Below are 15,840 nucleotides of genomic sequence, written 5' to 3'. Positions count from 1 at the left end.
CTTACTTCAAGACAGCCAGCGCCGCGTCGTAGTTCGGCTCTTCGGCGATTTCCTTGACCAGCTCGCTGTGCAGCACGGTGTCGTTTTCATCCAGCACCACCACGGCACGGGCGGTCAGGCCTTTGAGCGGGCCGTCGGCAATGGCAACGCCGTAGTTCTCAATGAACTCGGCACCGCGCAGGGTCGACAGGTTCTGCACGTTTTCAAGGCCTTCGGCACCACAGAAACGGGCCTGGGCGAACGGCAGGTCGGCGGAGATGCACAGCACTACGGTGTTGTTCAGATCGTTGGCCTGGGCGTTGAACTTGCGCACGGAAGTGGCGCAGGTCGGCGTGTCGACGCTTGGGAAAATGTTCAGCACTTTGCGCTTGCCGGCGAAATCCTTCAGGGAAACGTCCGACAGATTGCCGGCTACCAGGGAAAAGGCTGGCGCCTTGGAACCGGCTTGGGGCAACTGGCCGTTGACTTGGACAGGGTTGCCTTTGAGAGTGACTTGAGCCATGAACGGATTCCTTCTGACAGGTTTGAAAATGGTGAGGCCGGAGTTAACCATGAAATGGTGCTCCGACCTATGCCTGCACACAAAAAGTCACGAGTGACCGGGCCTGCTATTTAGCCTTGAGCTGCAAATATGACTGATGCAGATCCGCCGCCCAGCCATCGATGACCCCTTTGACATCATCGGGCTTCATGACCTGGGACTCGTTCGACAACGGTTTACCCGTGCCCTTGCGCACCACCTGGGCGATTACCGCATTATTGCCACCGTCGAGAAACACCGCTTCGGTGCCCAGGGTGGTTTCCTGGTCACGAATGCCGCTGGCGGTACTGACCGCGGCGGCCACCAGGGCGATCGGAATCACTTCGTAGGGTTTCAGGCCCTCGGTCTTGCTGCTGACCGCGGTGATCGCCGCCCGCACCACCAGGACACCCGGGCCAGGGCTGGTCGCCAGCGGCAGGGACTTGCCGGCTTCACGCTTGAGCGCCTGGTCGTAGTAGCTGGTGATGCCGGCCAATGTTGCCGACGGGATTTTCACCGTCGCTTGCGGCTTGGGGTACAGCTGGGTCGGTTCGATATAGATGCGGGAATACTTCGCCAGATCGATCTTCGGATCGACCCAGCGCATCACCTCGGCCCCCGACGGCGATTTTTCTTCCTTAAGCCGGCTGTAGTCCCCCAGGAACCCGGAATACTCGTCCGGCTGGGTGACTTTGCTGGAGCAGCCCGCGAGCGCGAGCGAGGCGATGCAAACGGTGCCGATCATGGAGGCGAACTTCATGCTGTTACTCCTGTAAGCCACACCCGACGGGGGGCGGAACTACAGGTATAGCCAATGCGCGGGGTTTTGCCCGGCCAAGCGTATTCAGCTTCGCTCGCGCGGTATAAGACTCTGCAACTGCTGAGCGAGGAAATTTGCATCGAAGACGTAGGTGTCCGGATCCTTCAACCCGTTGGTCCTGCGCCATTGCCACTGCGTTGATGGCGGCTGGCAAACCAGGGAAATGCTGCCGTGGCGAGTGGCGGTCAGGCCGATGATCGACAAGGAAATCAACCCGCCCGCGCCCATCACATCCGGCACAAACTCAACCGGTTTACCGGTAATGGACAACGTCAGTTTTTCCGTCTTGAAAGTCGACGTCTCGGCAGGAACACTCGGCCCATGGGCGACATACGCGCCACGGCTCAACTCCAACAGGTTCGGCGCCAGGACCGGCGCCAACCATTGCTCGATCTGCCCGTACAACGCCTCGATCCGCTCAGCCCATACCGCCGAGTGGGCCTGGTGCTGCTGCTTCTTGTGCGCTTCGCTGTCGGCGTAGTGACGGAGCATTTCGCCCAATTGCTGTACATCGTCCATGGCGCTGTTCCTTTATCAAGGGGTGTTGCGAAGCGCGATGATGACAGGTTCGCACGGCTGCGTACGCAAAAGAACCGTGCCGCCAACTTCGCGAGCAGGCTCGCTCCCACAATGGATCGGTGCCCGGCCGAAACCCTGTGGGAGCGAGCCTGCTCGGGAAGGGGCCTCAGGCTTTATTGGATAAATTACTGATGCTGCACCTGCACCATCGAGCTCACCTGCACCCGCGCGTGCATCTGCTCCGCCCCGCCGCCCCGGCGCATGCCGCGCACCGGGCAGGCGTCGAGATAGTCCAGGCCGATCGCCAGTTTCAGGTGGCGATCGGGACGGGTCAGGCGATTGGTTACGTCGAAACTGTACCAGCCATCCCCCAGCCAGGCTTCAGCCCAGGCATGGCTCGCCAGGTGGTTTTCGTCTTCGGTGCACAGGTAGCCGGACACATACCGCGCCGGCACGCCCAGGCTGCGGGCACACGCCACGAATGCATGGGCGTGGTCCTGGCAGACGCCGGCACCGCCGGCAAACGCCTCGGCCGCCGTGCTGCTGACCGCAGTGGTGCCCGGAAGGTAGGCCATGCGATCGGCAAGGCCATTCATCAAGTCGGCCAGCGCCGAACGATCACGCCGTGCCCCGCACCGGGCCACGGCGAAAGCGCTGAGGCTCTCATCGGCCTGGCTGAGACGGCTGGTGCGCAGGAACGGCAGCGGTGACTGGCTGTCGGGCTCCATCTCGACGGTCTGGTCGATCTGTACTTCACCGTAAGCGGTCAGTACCAGAGCCCCATGCGGCTCGTCCATGGTCATGACATGCAGGATGTTGCCGTAAGGATCGAGCTGGCTGCGCACCAGGCGTGGCAACTCCAGGTGCCATTGCAGAATGCGCTGGCGCGGGCTGTCCTTGGGCGTCAGGCGCAGGAACTGGATGCTGGTGCAGACTTCGTCGGCATAGCTGTAGGTCGTGTCGTGGCGAATGGACAATTTCATACCACCTCCAGGTAGGCATCGTGGACGGTCTGGCCCAGGTGGCGGATCTGGCCGATGAGTTCGGTCAGCCATTGATGCAGGCCCGACGCGAGGATCTCGTCGATGCCGGAATAACGCAGGCGCGCATTCAATTCCGCGGCCAGGCGCTGGGCCGGACGACCGTTGTTGCCAGGCAGGCTGGCGAGGATATGGTCCAGTTCTTCGATGCACGCATGCAGCGAGCGCGGCACGTCGGCCCGCAGCAGCAACATCTCCGAGACCTGCTCGGCGTTGGGAGCGTTACGGTAGATCTCGTTGAACGCCTCGAACGAAGACAGCGCCCGCAACAAGGCACTCCATTGGTAATAGCCGCGCGCCGAGTTGTCGCTGACCTCCTCCGACTCCTCGCCGAACATCTCGTAGCGCGCGTCCAGCAGGCGCAAGGTGTTGTCCGCGCGCTCGATGAAGGTTCCCAGGCGAATGAAACTGTAGGCGTCGTTGCGCATGATCGTGCCCGACGTCGCGCCGCGGAACAGGTGCGAACGCTCCTTGACCCATTCGCAGAAATGGCTGATGCCGTAGCGGCCCAGGCCGTTACTGGCGATGTTGCGCATCTCCAGCCAGGTCGCGTTGATGTTTTCCCACATGTCGGCGGTGATGCGTCCGCGCACGGCGTGGGCATTGGTGCGCGCGGCACGCAGGCAGCTATAGATACTGCCGGGGTTGGCTTCATCCAGAGCAAAGAAATGCAGCATGCGCTCGCTGTTGAGCGCGTCATAGCGGGCGTTGTAATCGTCCAGCGTACCGGCCGCCAGCAGCGACATCGCCAGCTCGGCATGCCCGTCGCTGCGCCCGGCCTGGGGCATCAACGACAGCGAATAACTGACTTCGAGCATGCGCGCCAGGTTCTCGGCGCGCTCCAGGTAGCGGGACATCCAATAGAGGTCCGAAGCGGTTCTTGAAAGCATGTCTTAGTCCTCCACTACCCAAGTGTCCTTGGTGCCGCCACCCTGGGACGAGTTCACCACCAGCGAGCCTTCGCGCAGCGCCACGCGGGTCAAGCCGCCCGGTACCAGGCGGGTTTCCTTGCCGGACAGCACGAAGGGACGCAGGTCGATGTGGCGCGGGGCGATGCCGCTTTCGACAAAAGTCGGGCACGTGGACAGGCTCAAGGTCGGCTGGGCGATGTACGCCTCCGGCCGGGCCTTGAGACGGGCACGGAAATCCTCGATTTCCGCTGCGGTGGCGGCCGGCCCCACCAGCATGCCGTAGCCGCCGGAGCCCTGGGTTTCCTTGACCACCAGGTCGGGCAGGTTCGCCAGTACATGGGACAGGTCCTGGGGTTTGCGACACTGCCAGGTGGGCACGTTCTTCAGGATCGGTTCTTCGGTGAGGTAGAAGCGGATCATTTCGTCGACATACGGATAGATCGACTTGTCGTCCGCCACGCCAGTGCCGACGGCGTTTGCCAGCACCACATTGCCGGAACGATAGACCGCGACCAGCCCGGGCACGCCGAGCATCGAATCGGGATTGAACGACAGCGGATCGAGGTAGGCGTCGTCAAGGCGACGGTAAATCACATCCACCTGCTGGGGGCCGGCGGTGGTGCGCATATAGACGTGGTCGTCACGCACGAACAGGTCGGCGCCCTCTACCAGCTCCACGCCCATTTCCCGGGCCAGGAACGCATGTTCGAAATAGGCACTGTTGAAACGCCCCGGGGTCAGCACCACGGCGGTAGGGTTGTCGAGTGGACTTGAGCTTTTGAGGGTATCGAGCAGCAGGTTCGGATAGTGGTCGATGGGCGCCACGCGCTGGGCGGCGAACAACTCGGGGAACAGACGCATCATCATCTTGCGGTCTTCGAGCATGTAGCTCACGCCGCTGGGCGTGCGCAGGTTGTCCTCCAGCACGTAGTAGCTGCCGTCGCCGTCGCGAACCAGGTCGACACCGGCAATGTGCGCGTAGATGCCACGGTGCAGGTCCAGGCCCTGCATTGCGATCTGGTAGCCCTCGTTGGCGAGCACTTGCTCGGCCGGAATGATGCCTTCCTTGAGGATGCGTTGCCCGTGGTAGATATCGGCCAGGAACATGTTCAGGGCCTGGACCCGCTGGATGCAGCCACGCTCGACCGTCTGCCATTCGCTGGCCTTGATGCTGCGGGGGATGATGTCGAAGGGGATCAGGCGCTCGGTGCCCTGCTCGTCGCCGTAGAGGGTGAACGTGATGCCCGCGCGATGAAACAGCAGGTCGGCTTCGCGGCGGCGTTGCTCCAACAGCTCCAGCGGCGTATCCGCCAGCCAGCGCGAGAAGGCTTGGTAATGCGGGCGGCAGTCACCCTGTGCGTCATACATTTCATTGAAAAAAGCGTGGGGCATAGCCAACTCCCAGCCGTGTCGTACACGGCATTTCTTATGACTTCGTCATTTCACCAGTCTGGCCTTGCCTTGTTTGATGAGCCTGTTCCTTGGAGCACCTCTTGGTTCTTGCGTCTTTGAGCCGTAGCAAACGCTGTGCCTAAGCGCGGAGACATCCACACAATGCTGGAAAAAACGGCGCGCAACGCTGAAAAAGCGAAATTTCTTTTCTATTTGACGGCAAAAATCGGTTTGCTGGCTGAAACGTTTATTTCAGTGCCCGGCGTCGATGTCACAAACGGGTCGAATCGGTGCAGTCGGGCGAGCAGTTGGCCCCGGATGCCCTGAAAAGGGGAAATTTATACCCACCGGCAAAAATGGCCGGGTTTACCCAACGATAGCTCAAGCGCCGAGATTTCGCGGGAAAGCACATCGTGGCGAGGGAGCTTGCTCCCGCTGGGGCGCGAAGCGGCCCCATCATCGGCAACCATTTCACCTGTTACACCCAGTGGACTCCTTTGCGGCGACTGCGTCGCCGAGCGGGAGCAAGCTCACTCGCCACGGGGTTCCCTGGCATCCTCAAGACCTCCTGCCCGCCCCCAGCCTTCCGTCGCCTCCCCTCGCACAAATCCTAAGTCGCCACTTGCACCGGCAGTATTATGGTATACCATCATACGCACAGACACTTTCCCCCACGGAGCAGCTCATGAGTTTCGAAATTCGCAAGATCGTCAGCTATGTCGAAGAAACCTTCATCGAAGGAGGCAAGGCCACCGACAAGCCGGTGACCATGGTCGGGCTGGCGGTGGTCATGAAGAACCCTTGGCTGGGCCGTGGTTTTGTCGAAGACCTGAAACCCGAGATCCGCGCCAATTGCTCCGATCTCGGCGCGCTGATGGTCGAGCGCCTGGTGGGCATCATTGGCGGTGCGCAAAAGATCGAAGCCTATGGCAAGGCCGCGGTCGTCGGTGCCGACGGCGAGATCGAGCACGCCTCCGCCGTGATCCATACCCTGCGCTTCGGCAACCATTACCGCGAAGCGGTCAAGGCCAAGAGCTACCTGAGCTTCACCAACAAGCGCGGCGGCCCCGGCACCTCGATCCAGATCCCGATGATGCACAAGGACGACGAAGGCCTGCGCTCGCACTACATCACCCTGGAAATGCAGATCGAAGACGCTCCACGCGCCGACGAAATCGTCGTGGTGCTGGGCTGCGCCGATGGCGGGCGCCTGCATCCACGCATCGGCAATCGTTACATCGACCTGGAAGAACTGGCCGCCGAACAGGCCCAGTGATCCCACCGGGGCAACCACAATAAAAAAGGCATGCAGGAGCGCTCCATGATTCGGCTCACCGCTGAACTCACCCCGGCCGGCACCAGTTACCTGGCAACCGGCCAAGGCCAGCCCGTGGTCCTGATCCACGGCGTGGGCCTGAACAAAGAAATGTGGGGCGGCCAGGTCGTTGGCCTGGCCACGAAGTACCGCGTCATCGCCTACGACATGCTCGGCCATGGCGCCAGCCCGCGCCCTGCCACCGGGACTGGCCTGCTCGGGTACGCCGATCAGCTGCTCGAATTGCTGGACCACTTGCAACTGCCCCAGGCCAGCGTGATCGGCTTTTCCATGGGCGGCCTGGTGGCACGCGCCTTCGCCTTGCATTACCCGCAACGCCTGCATGGCCTGGTGGTGCTCAACAGCGTGTTCAACCGCAGCGCCGAACAACGTGCGGGGGTCATCGCCCGCACCGCCCAGGCCGCCGAGCATGGCCCGGACGCCAACGCCGAAGCCGCGCTGTCGCGCTGGTTCAGCCGCGAATACCAGGCGGCCAATCCGGCGCAGATCGCCGCGCTGCGCCAGACCCTGGCGCAGAACGATCCCCAGGGTTACCTGACCACCTATGAGCTGTTCGCCACCCAGGACATGTACCGCGCCGACGACCTGGGCAGCATCCAGGCGCCGACGTTGATTGCCACCGGCGAACTGGACCCCGGCTCGACCCCGGAAATGGCCCGGCAACTGGCCGAGCGGATTCCCGGCGCCACGGTTGCCGTGCTCGCCGAGCAACGGCATATGATGCCGGTAGAGTCGCCGCGCCTGGTCAACCAGTTGCTGCTGGAATTCCTCGACACGGCCAATACACGAAAAAATCCAATAAAGGGAATCGTTGCATGACACTCGCACGCTTTTCGATGTGCATCGGCGGTGAATGGGTCGATGCGCTGTCCGGCAAGACCTTCGAGAGCCTGAACCCGGCGCTGGCCGAGCCCTGGGCCGAGCTGCCCGATGCCGACGAAGCCGATGTCGATCGCGCCGTACAAGCCGCACAAACGGCTTTTGACAGCCCGGCCTGGCGCGGACTGACCGCCACTGCTCGGGGCAAACTGCTGCGCCGTCTCGGTGACCTGATCGCCGAAAACAAGGAAAAGCTGGCCCAGCTCGAAAGCCGCGACAACGGCAAGCTGATCCGTGAAACCCGTGGCCAGGTCGGCTACCTGCCGGAGTTTTTCTACTACACCGCAGGCCTCGCTGACAAGCTCGAAGGCGGCACCTTGCCCCTCGACAAGCCGGACCTGTTCGCCTACACCGTGCACGAAGCCATGGGTGTGGTCGCGGCGATCATCCCCTGGAACAGCCCGCTGTACCTGACCGCGATCAAGCTCGCCCCGGCGCTGGCGGCCGGCAACACCATCGTGATCAAGCCGTCCGAGCACGCCTCGGCGACGATCCTGGAACTCGCCCGCCTGGCCTTGGAGGCTGGGATTCCGCCGGGCGTGGTCAACGTGATTACCGGCTATGGCCCCAGCACCGGCGCCGCCCTCACCCGCCATCCGCTGGTGCGCAAGATCGCCTTCACCGGTGGTGCCGCCACGGCCCGGCATGTGGTGCGCAGCAGCGCCGAGAACTTCGCCAAGCTGTCACTGGAGCTGGGCGGCAAATCGCCCAACATCATCTTTGCCGACGCCGACCTCGACAGCGCCATCAACGGTGCGATTGCCGGGATCTACGCCGCCTCCGGCCAGAGCTGCGTGTCCGGATCGCGACTGCTGGTGCAGGATGAAATCTACGACGAGTTCGTCTCGCGCCTGGTGGAGCGCGCCCAGCGCATTCGCATCGGCAACCCCCAGGAAGACGCCAGCGAAATGGGCCCCATGGCCACCGCGCAGCAACTGGCCGTGGTCGAAGACCTGGTGGCCGATGCCGTCGCCGAAGGCGCACGCCTGCGTACCGGCGGCAAGCGCCCGCCGAACCTGGGAGACGGCTGGTTCTACGAGCCGACCCTGTTCGAGTGCGATCGCAATTCGATGAAGATCATGCAGGAAGAAGTCTTCGGCCCGGTGGCCTCGGTCATTCGTTTCAAGGACGAAGCCGAAGCCCTGGCGATCGCCAACGACTCGCAGTTCGGCCTCGCCGCCGGCATCTGGACCCGTGACCTGGGCCGCGCCCATCGCCTGGCCCGGGACGTGCGATCCGGGATCATCTGGGTCAACACCTACCGCGCGGTCTCGGCCATGGCGCCGATCGGCGGGTTCAAGAACAGTGGCTATGGACGCGAAAGCGGCATCGATTCAGTGCTGGCCTATACCGAGCTGAAAACGGTGTGGATCAACCTTTCCCAGGCGCCCATGCCTGACCCGTTCGTGATGCGCTAGGAGTCCTGAGAAATGATCGAACCCGGCATCTACAAAGAAGTCATGAGCTCGTTCCCGTCCGGCGTCACGGTGGTTACCACCCTGGACCCGGAGGGCAATATCGTCGGCATCACCGCCAGCGCTTTCAGCGCCTTGTCCATCGACCCGGCGCTGGTGCTGTTCTGTCCCAACTATGCCTCCGATACCTACCCGATCCTGCGCGACAGCAAGCAGTTCGCGATCCACTTGCTGTCCGCCGACCAGACCGCCGAAGCCTACGCCTTCGCCGGCAAAGGCAAGGACAAGGCCAAAGGCATCGACTGGCACCTGAGCGACCTGGGCAATCCGTTGCTGGGAAAAGCCACGGCGATCATCGAGTGCGAGCTGTGGCGCGAATACGACGGTGGCGATCACGCGATCATCGTCGGCGCGGTGAAGAACCTGATCCTGCCCTCGCAACCGGTCACGCCGATGATCTACCACAAAGGCAAGCTGGGCCCGCTGCCCGTGCTTGCTTGAAGGCTGCACATATCCCCCTGTGGGAGCGAGCCTGCTCGCGAAGGCGGTGGATCAGCTGGTGATGATGCGTCTGACACAGCGCTTTCGCGAGCAGGCTCGCTCCCACAGGTCCATCACTATTTTCGGGGATTCGTATGAGCAACGAAAAATACCAGCAAGGCCTGAAGATCCGCACCCAGGTACTGGGCCAGGACTACGTCAACCGGGCCATCGAGAACGCCGACGATTTCACCCGGCCGCTGCAGGAAATGGTCACGGAATATTGCTGGGGCCATGTCTGGGGCCGCGAGGGTTTGTCGCTCAAGGAGCGCAGCATGATCAACCTGGCGATGATCTCGGCGCTCAATCGTCCGCACGAACTCAAGCTGCATGTGCGCGGCGCCTTGCGTAACGGACTGAGTCGTGAGCAAATACGCGAAATTCTGCTTCAGGTCGGCATTTATTGCGGCGTCCCCGCTGCCGTAGACAGTTTCCGGCTTGCCCGCGAAGCCTTCGCCGAAGCCGACGCCGAGGCCTCCAGTCAACCCTCGGCTGTTTGAACTGAACGAGCATGGATGTTTGCCCGTTTTGCATGGACAGCCACATCACAGAGCGGACCCCATGAAACGCCTGCCACTCGACGACAGCTTCAAGGTCAATCGCAACCCCGTTACCCTGCGCGAAATCGTGCTGGATAAACTGCGAAGCGCCATCATGAACTTCCAGCTGCTGCCGGGCGATCGCCTGGTTGAACGCGACCTGTGCGACCGCCTGGGCGTGAGCCGTACGTCGGTGCGTGAAGCCCTGCGTCACCTCGAATCCGAAGGCCTGGTGGAGTTCGCCGATGCCAAGGGTCCACGGGTGGCGATCATCACCCTGGCCGACGCCGGTGATATCTATGAGCTGCGGTGCGTGCTCGAAGGCTTGATCGTCCAGTTGTTCACCCTGCGGGCCAAGGCCAAGGACATCAAGGCGCTGGAAAAAGCCCTCGAGGAAAACCGCAAGGCCCTCAAGGACGGCGAGCTGCAGCAGGTGCTGGATTCGGTCCAGGGTTTCTACGACGTACTGCTTGAAGGTTCCGGCAATCACGTTGCCGCCACCCAGTTGCGCCAGTTGCAGGCGCGCATCAGCTACCTGCGGGCGACGTCGGTGTCCCAGGAAAACCGCCGTGGCAGCAGCAACCAGGAAATGGAACGCATGGTCGAGGCGATCAAGAGTGGCGATCCGCTGGTGGCCCACCAGGCCTGCGTCGATCACGTACGCGCCGCCGCCAAGGTCGCGCTGGAATACCTCAAGCGCCAGCAGGAAGAGACCGGCAACATCCCGGAAATCACCGCGCCCATCGCGTTGAAAGAACCTCGCATAGGACGCTGATCATGTTCAGCCCGAGCTTTTGTCCAAAGTGTGGCGGCACTGACTTGAGCCAGCGCCTGCCAGCGGGCGATACCCATGAGCGGCTGATGTGCGGCGGCTGCGGCTACATCCACTACGTGAACCCGAAGATCATCGCCGGCTGCATCATCGAACAGGACGGCAAATACCTGCTGTGCCAACGCGCCATCCCGCCGCGCCCCGGCACCTGGACACTGCCGGCCGGCTTCATGGAAGGCAACGAGACCACCGAGCAGGCGGCCCTGCGTGAAGTCTGGGAAGAGACCGGCGTGCGCGCCGAAATCATCTCGCCCTACTCGATTTTCAGCGTGCCGAAAATCAGCGAGGTGTACATCATCTTCCGCGCCATCGCGCTGGAGATCACCGGCGAGTTCGGCGCGGAAACCCTCGCCTGCCAATTCTTCGCTGCCGAAGACATCCCATGGGACAGCATCTATTACCCGGCCATCCGGCAGATCCTCGAACGTTACATCGAGGAACGCCAGGCCGGGGTCTACGGCATCTACATGGGCAACGACGACAGCGGCAAGATTCACTTCATCCGCTGACGCCTGCGATCAGGGCGCCACGCCCTCGACGATGATCACCTCGGCCCGCGCCACACCCTCACGATGCTTCTTCGCCTGCTGATACTCCTCGCAGTGATAGCAGGCCAGCGCCTGTTCGTAGGAATCGAATTCGATCACCACGCTGCGCTGCGGCGTGGCCCTGCCTTCCATCGCTTCGCTGCGTCCGCCCCGGGCGAGCATCCGTGCGCCATACAAGGCAAACGCCGCTGGCGCGCGCTGGGTGTATTGGCTGTATTGATCGGGGTCGGTGACATCCACATGAGCAATCCAGTACGCCTTCATAGTGACCTCTGTGTTTGTTTTGTATTATGGTATACCACAAGCTGTTTCCATCCTGCACCTCCAAAACAAAGAGAGCCCGCCATGGCCTTTAACAGCATTGAGGAAATCATCGAAGACTACCGCCTGGGCAAGATGGTGTTGCTGGTGGATGACGAAGATCGGGAAAACGAAGGCGACTTGCTGCTCGCCGCCGATTGTTGCAATGCCCAGGCGATCAGCTTCATGGCCCGCGAAGCACGCGGGCTGATCTGCCTGACCCTGACCGATGAGCACTGCCAACGCCTGGGCCTCGAACAGATGGTGCCAAGCAACGGCAGTGTGTTCAGCACCGCTTTCACGGTGTCCATCGAGGCCGCCACGGGCGTGACCACCGGTATCTCCGCCGCTGACCGGGCGCGCACCGTCGCCGCCGCTGTTGCTCCTGATGCGGGACCGACGGACATTGTGCAACCGGGGCATATCTTCCCGCTGCGGGCCAAGGAAGGCGGCGTACTGACCCGCGCCGGGCATACCGAAGCCGGATGCGACCTGGCGCGCCTGGCAGGCTTCACGTCGGCATCGGTGATTGTCGAAGTCATGAACGATGACGGCACCATGGCGCGCCGCCCGGACCTGGAAATTTTCGCCCGCAAGCACGGGATCAGGATCGGCACCATCGCCGACCTGATCCACTACCGCCTGAGCACCGAGCACACGGTGGTGCGCATCGGTGAACGGGAACTGCCGACGGTGCACGGTACCTTCCGCCTGTTCACCTTTGAAGATCGCATCGAAGGCGGCGTGCACATGGCGATGGTCATGGGCGATATCCGTCGGGAAGAGCCGACGCTGGTGCGCGTGCATGTGATCGATCCACTGCGCGACCTGGTGGGTGCCGAGTACAACGGCCCGTCCAACTGGACGTTGTGGGCGGCGCTGCAACGGGTCGCCGAGGAAGGTCGTGGCGTGGTGGTGGTGCTGGCCAACCACGAGTCATCCCAGGCGTTGCTCGAGCGTGTGCCGCAGCTCACCCAGCCGCCACGGCAATTCAGCCGCTCCCAATCGCGCATCTATTCTGAAGTAGGGACCGGCGCGCAGATTCTGCAGGACCTGGGTGTTGGCAAGCTGCGGCATCTCGGGCCACCGCTCAAGTATGCCGGGTTGACCGGGTACGACCTGGAGGTGGTGGAGAGCATTGCTTTTACCGGGTAGGCCTGTGCCCCATTTCCTGTGGGAGCGAGCTTGCTCGCGATGACAATGGACCTGTCGACATCAATGGCGACTGACAAACCGCTATCGCGAGCAAGCTCGCTCCCACAAGGTTCATGGACATAGGAAAAATCCGCGTCAGGCAGATAGCCGGTACGGCAAAACCCTTGCAGAAAGTTTGGAATACCATAATATGATATTCCATCGACCGAACGCTTCTGCCTACCCTGGCGCGGTCGCCTGCAAGACCCGCTTGACCCAAAGCTCCCGATAAGTGGGCGAACAGAAGCCCACTCAATAAACACAACAATGAGGGCGTGAACATGGTGTTGAAGAAAAGTGCAGCCGCAATTCTTTTTGCCGGCCTGCTGAGTGTCACCAGCCAGGCGACGATGGCCGCTGAAAGCGTCAATTTCGTCAGTTGGGGCGGCAGCACCCAGGACGCGCAGAAGCAGGCCTGGGCCGATCCGTTCAGCAAGGCCAGCGGCATCACCGTGGTCCAGGATGGCCCGACCGACTACGGCAAACTCAAGGCCATGGTCGAAAGCGGCAACGTGCAGTGGGACGTGGTCGATGTCGAGGCCGACTTTGCCCTGCGTGCCGCCGCCGAAGGCCTGCTCGAACCTCTCGATTTCTCGGTCATCCAGCGCGACAAGATCGACCCGCGCTTCGTCTCCGACCACGGTGTCGGCTCGTTCTATTTCTCCTTCGTACTCGGCTACAACGAAGGCAAGCTCGGTTCTGGCAAGCCAACGGATTGGTCCGCGCTGTTCGACACCAAGACCTACCCCGGCAAACGCGCGCTGTACAAATGGCCAAGCCCTGGCGTGCTGGAACTGGCCCTGCTGGCCGATGGCGTGGCGCAGGACAAGCTCTATCCGCTGGACCTGGACCGCGCCTTCAAGAAACTCGACACCATCAAGAAAGACATCGTCTGGTGGGGCGGCGGCGCCCAGTCCCAGCAATTGCTGGCATCCGGCGAGGCCAGCATCGGCCAGTTCTGGAACGGTCGGATCTATGCCTTGCAACAGGACGGCGCGCCCGTCGGCGTGAGCTGGAAGCAGAACCTGGTCATGGCCGACATCCTGGTTATCCCGAAGGGTGCGAAAAACAAGGCCGCCGCCATGAAATTCCTGGCCAACGCCAGCAGCGCCAAGGGTCAGGCAGACTTCTCCAACCTGACCGCCTACGCCCCCGTCAACGTTGACAGCATCGCGCGCCTGGATTCGGTGCTCGCCCCCAACCTGCCGACCGCCTACGCCAAGGATCAGATCACGCTGGATTTTGCGTACTGGGCCAAGAACGGTCAGGACATCGCGACACGGTGGAATGAATGGCTGGTCAAATGAAAATGGCGGCAGCGGCAACCCCTCGCACCGGGGGCGCCGTCGGCGCTGCCGGTCCGGCCGTGGCGCGCAAGCAGACGCCGTCGTTGATGCAGCGCTGGCGCGGCGCCGGCAACCTGATTCCTGCGCTGCTGTTCCTCGGCCTGTTCTTCCTGGCGCCACTGATCGGCCTGCTGCTGCGCGGCGTGCTGGAACCCGTGCCGGGCCTGGGCAACTACGAACAGCTGTTCGCCAACTCGGCTTACGCCCGGGTGCTGTTCAACACCTTTTCGGTGGCCGGGCTGGTGACGTTGTTCAGCCTGCTGCTGGGCTTCCCGCTGGCCTGGGCCATCACCCTGGTGCCCCGTGGCTGGGGCCGCTGGATGCTGAACATCGTGCTGCTGTCGATGTGGACCAGCCTGCTGGCGCGCACCTATTCCTGGCTGGTGCTGTTGCAGGCCTCCGGGGTAGTGAACAAGGCATTGATGGCCCTGGGCATCATCGACCAGCCGCTGGAGATGGTGCACAACCTCACCGGCGTGGTGATCGGCATGAGCTACATCATGATCCCGTTCATCGTCCTGCCGCTGCAGGCGACCATGCAAGCCATCGACCCGATGATTCTGCAGGCCGGTTCCATCTGCGGCGCCAGCCCCTGGACCAACTTCTTCCGGGTGTTCCTGCCGCTGTGCCGGCCGGGGCTGTTTTCCGGCGGGCTGATGGTCTTCGTGATGTCTCTCGGTTACTACGTGACCCCGGCGCTGCTGGGCGGCGCGCAGAACATGATGCTGCCGGAATTCATCATCCAGCAGGTGCAGTCGTTCCTCAACTGGGGCCTGGCCAGCGCCGGTGCCGCCTTGTTGGTGGCGATCACCCTGGTGTTGTTCTACTTCTACCTGAAGCTCCAGCCGGAATCCCCGGTGGGCGCCAGCAACGCGAGGTAAGCCATCATGCTCCTGACTCCCAATGCCATGAGCCGGCGCATGCGGTTCGGCCTGTATTTCACCACCGGGCTGATCGCGCTGTTCCTGCTGCTGCCGATCGTGTTCATCGTGCTGCTGTCGTTCGGCTCGTCGCAGTGGCTGGTGTTTCCGCCGCCGGGCTGGACCTTCAAATGGTACGGCCAGTTCTTCTCCAACCCCGACTGGATGAGCGCCGCGCTGACCAGCCTCAAGGTCGCGCTGCTGACCACCGTCTGCGCCGTGGCCCTGGGCCTGCCTACCGCATTTGCCCTGGTACGTGGACGCTTTCCCGGCCGGGAAATGCTCTACGGCCTGTTCACCCTGCCGATGATCGTGCCGCTGGTGATCATCGCCGTGGCGGTCTACGCGCTGTTCCTGAAACTCGGCTACACCGGGACGATGTTTGCCTTCGTGGTCAGCCACGTAATCGTCGCGCTGCCGTTCACCATCATCTCGATCATCAACTCGCTCAAGCTGTTCGACCAATCCATCGAAGACGCGGCGGTGATCTGCGGCGCCTCGCGCCTGCAAGCGGTGTTCAAGGTGACCTTCCCGGCGATTCGCCCGGGCATGGTCTCCGGCGCCTTGTTCGCATTCCTGGTGTCGTGGGACGAGGTTGTGCTGAGCGTGATGATGGCCAGCCCGACCCTGCAGACCTTGCCGGTAAAAATGTGGACCACTTTGCGCCAGGACCTGACGCCTGTGATCGCCGTCGCTTCGACGCTGCTGATCGGCCTCTCGGTGCTGGTAATGGTGATCGCCGCCGCCCTGCGCCGGCGCAACGAAATCAGCGCCTGAGCGCCTAGGAGA

Annotated in this window: 18 protein-coding genes; 11 read left to right on the top strand and 7 right to left on the bottom strand. The window is 62.5% G+C overall.

Annotation, left to right across the window (positions count from 1 at the left end; all coding sequences use genetic code 11):
• Position 1: 1 nt before the first annotated feature.
• The 6 genes from tpx to J3P84_RS12080 all read right to left on the bottom strand — a co-directional run bounded on the left by tpx (position 2) and on the right by J3P84_RS12080 (position 5,202).
• A complete protein-coding gene (gene tpx / locus J3P84_RS12105) occupies positions 2 to 502 on the bottom strand; it encodes a thiol peroxidase (protein ID WP_434630446.1) in 501 nt (166 codons plus the stop codon).
• Between the two features lie 106 nt (positions 503 to 608).
• On the bottom strand, positions 609 to 1,280 hold the full coding sequence (locus tag J3P84_RS12100; RefSeq protein WP_305500564.1) for a DUF3313 domain-containing protein: 672 nt from the start codon (positions 1,278 to 1,280) through the stop codon (positions 609 to 611).
• Positions 1,281 to 1,364: 84 nt separating this feature from the next.
• Positions 1,365 to 1,859: a hypothetical protein gene (locus J3P84_RS12095; RefSeq protein WP_434573732.1), complete on the bottom strand. Its 495-nt coding sequence runs from the start codon at positions 1,857 to 1,859 to the stop codon at positions 1,365 to 1,367.
• A 185-nt stretch (positions 1,860 to 2,044) separates the two neighbouring features.
• Positions 2,045 to 2,842 carry a transglutaminase family protein gene (locus tag J3P84_RS12090; protein ID WP_434601019.1) on the bottom strand — a complete coding sequence of 266 codons (798 nt, stop codon included), beginning with the start codon at positions 2,840 to 2,842 and terminating at the stop codon, positions 2,045 to 2,047.
• A complete protein-coding gene (locus tag J3P84_RS12085; protein WP_305500558.1) occupies positions 2,839 to 3,789 on the bottom strand; it encodes an alpha-E domain-containing protein in 951 nt (316 codons plus the stop codon). The genes J3P84_RS12090 and J3P84_RS12085 overlap by 4 nt, the downstream gene beginning before the upstream one ends.
• A gap of 3 nt (positions 3,790 to 3,792) precedes the next feature.
• The gene (locus J3P84_RS12080; RefSeq protein WP_305500557.1) at positions 3,793 to 5,202 is read right to left on the bottom strand and encodes a circularly permuted type 2 ATP-grasp protein; all 1,410 of its coding nucleotides are present in this window, start codon (positions 5,200 to 5,202) and stop codon (positions 3,793 to 3,795) included.
• Positions 5,203 to 5,887: 685 nt separating this feature from the next.
• Between J3P84_RS12080 and J3P84_RS12075 the strand changes: the two genes are divergently transcribed.
• The 7 genes from J3P84_RS12075 (at position 5,888) to J3P84_RS12045 (ending at position 11,252) form a co-directional block, all read left to right on the top strand.
• A complete protein-coding gene (locus tag J3P84_RS12075; RefSeq protein ID WP_305500555.1) occupies positions 5,888 to 6,478 on the top strand; it encodes an amino acid synthesis family protein in 591 nt (196 codons plus the stop codon).
• 45 nt (positions 6,479 to 6,523) lie between these two features.
• Complete coding sequence (locus J3P84_RS12070) at positions 6,524 to 7,357, top strand: alpha/beta fold hydrolase (protein WP_434630442.1); 834 nt, start codon at positions 6,524 to 6,526, stop codon at positions 7,355 to 7,357.
• Entirely contained in the window at positions 7,354 to 8,835 is a 1,482-nt protein-coding gene (locus tag J3P84_RS12065; RefSeq protein WP_434630439.1) for an aldehyde dehydrogenase, read from the top strand. The genes J3P84_RS12070 and J3P84_RS12065 overlap by 4 nt, the downstream gene beginning before the upstream one ends.
• A gap of 12 nt (positions 8,836 to 8,847) precedes the next feature.
• Positions 8,848 to 9,333 carry a flavin reductase family protein gene (locus J3P84_RS12060; protein WP_434630437.1) on the top strand — a complete coding sequence of 162 codons (486 nt, stop codon included), beginning with the start codon at positions 8,848 to 8,850 and terminating at the stop codon, positions 9,331 to 9,333.
• 134 nt (positions 9,334 to 9,467) lie between these two features.
• Entirely contained in the window at positions 9,468 to 9,872 is a 405-nt protein-coding gene (locus J3P84_RS12055; RefSeq protein WP_305500549.1) for a carboxymuconolactone decarboxylase family protein, read from the top strand.
• A gap of 61 nt (positions 9,873 to 9,933) precedes the next feature.
• Complete coding sequence (locus J3P84_RS12050; RefSeq protein WP_305500548.1) at positions 9,934 to 10,686, top strand: GntR family transcriptional regulator; 753 nt, start codon at positions 9,934 to 9,936, stop codon at positions 10,684 to 10,686.
• Positions 10,687 to 10,688: 2 nt separating this feature from the next.
• Positions 10,689 to 11,252, top strand: coding sequence for an NUDIX hydrolase (locus J3P84_RS12045; RefSeq protein ID WP_305500547.1), 564 nt, complete (start codon positions 10,689 to 10,691; stop codon positions 11,250 to 11,252).
• 9 nt (positions 11,253 to 11,261) lie between these two features.
• Here J3P84_RS12045 and J3P84_RS12040 read toward each other — a convergent pair whose 3' ends face one another.
• On the bottom strand, positions 11,262 to 11,555 hold the full coding sequence (locus tag J3P84_RS12040; RefSeq protein WP_434630435.1) for a DUF1330 domain-containing protein: 294 nt from the start codon (positions 11,553 to 11,555) through the stop codon (positions 11,262 to 11,264).
• Positions 11,556 to 11,636: 81 nt separating this feature from the next.
• Between J3P84_RS12040 and ribBA the strand changes: the two genes are divergently transcribed.
• The 4 genes from ribBA to J3P84_RS12020 all read left to right on the top strand — a co-directional run bounded on the left by ribBA (position 11,637) and on the right by J3P84_RS12020 (position 15,828).
• Positions 11,637 to 12,746 carry a bifunctional 3,4-dihydroxy-2-butanone-4-phosphate synthase/GTP cyclohydrolase II gene (ribBA, locus tag J3P84_RS12035; RefSeq protein ID WP_434630433.1) on the top strand — a complete coding sequence of 370 codons (1,110 nt, stop codon included), beginning with the start codon at positions 11,637 to 11,639 and terminating at the stop codon, positions 12,744 to 12,746.
• A gap of 320 nt (positions 12,747 to 13,066) precedes the next feature.
• Positions 13,067 to 14,092 (top strand): ABC transporter substrate-binding protein, encoded by a 1,026-nt coding sequence (locus tag J3P84_RS12030; RefSeq protein ID WP_434573712.1) that lies wholly within the window; start codon positions 13,067 to 13,069, stop codon positions 14,090 to 14,092.
• On the top strand, positions 14,089 to 15,012 hold the full coding sequence (locus J3P84_RS12025; RefSeq protein ID WP_434631275.1) for an ABC transporter permease: 924 nt from the start codon (positions 14,089 to 14,091) through the stop codon (positions 15,010 to 15,012). Before J3P84_RS12030 ends, J3P84_RS12025 begins: the two co-directional genes overlap by 4 nt.
• A gap of 6 nt (positions 15,013 to 15,018) precedes the next feature.
• Positions 15,019 to 15,828: an ABC transporter permease gene (locus tag J3P84_RS12020; protein ID WP_434630430.1), complete on the top strand. Its 810-nt coding sequence runs from the start codon at positions 15,019 to 15,021 to the stop codon at positions 15,826 to 15,828.
• Positions 15,829 to 15,840 lie beyond the last annotated feature (12 nt).

The sequence above is a fragment of the Pseudomonas sp. Z1-29 genome, from assembly GCF_051131995.1.
Lineage (GTDB): Bacteria > Pseudomonadota > Gammaproteobacteria > Pseudomonadales > Pseudomonadaceae > Aquipseudomonas.
This window is presented reverse-complemented; position numbering and strand designations above follow the sequence as displayed.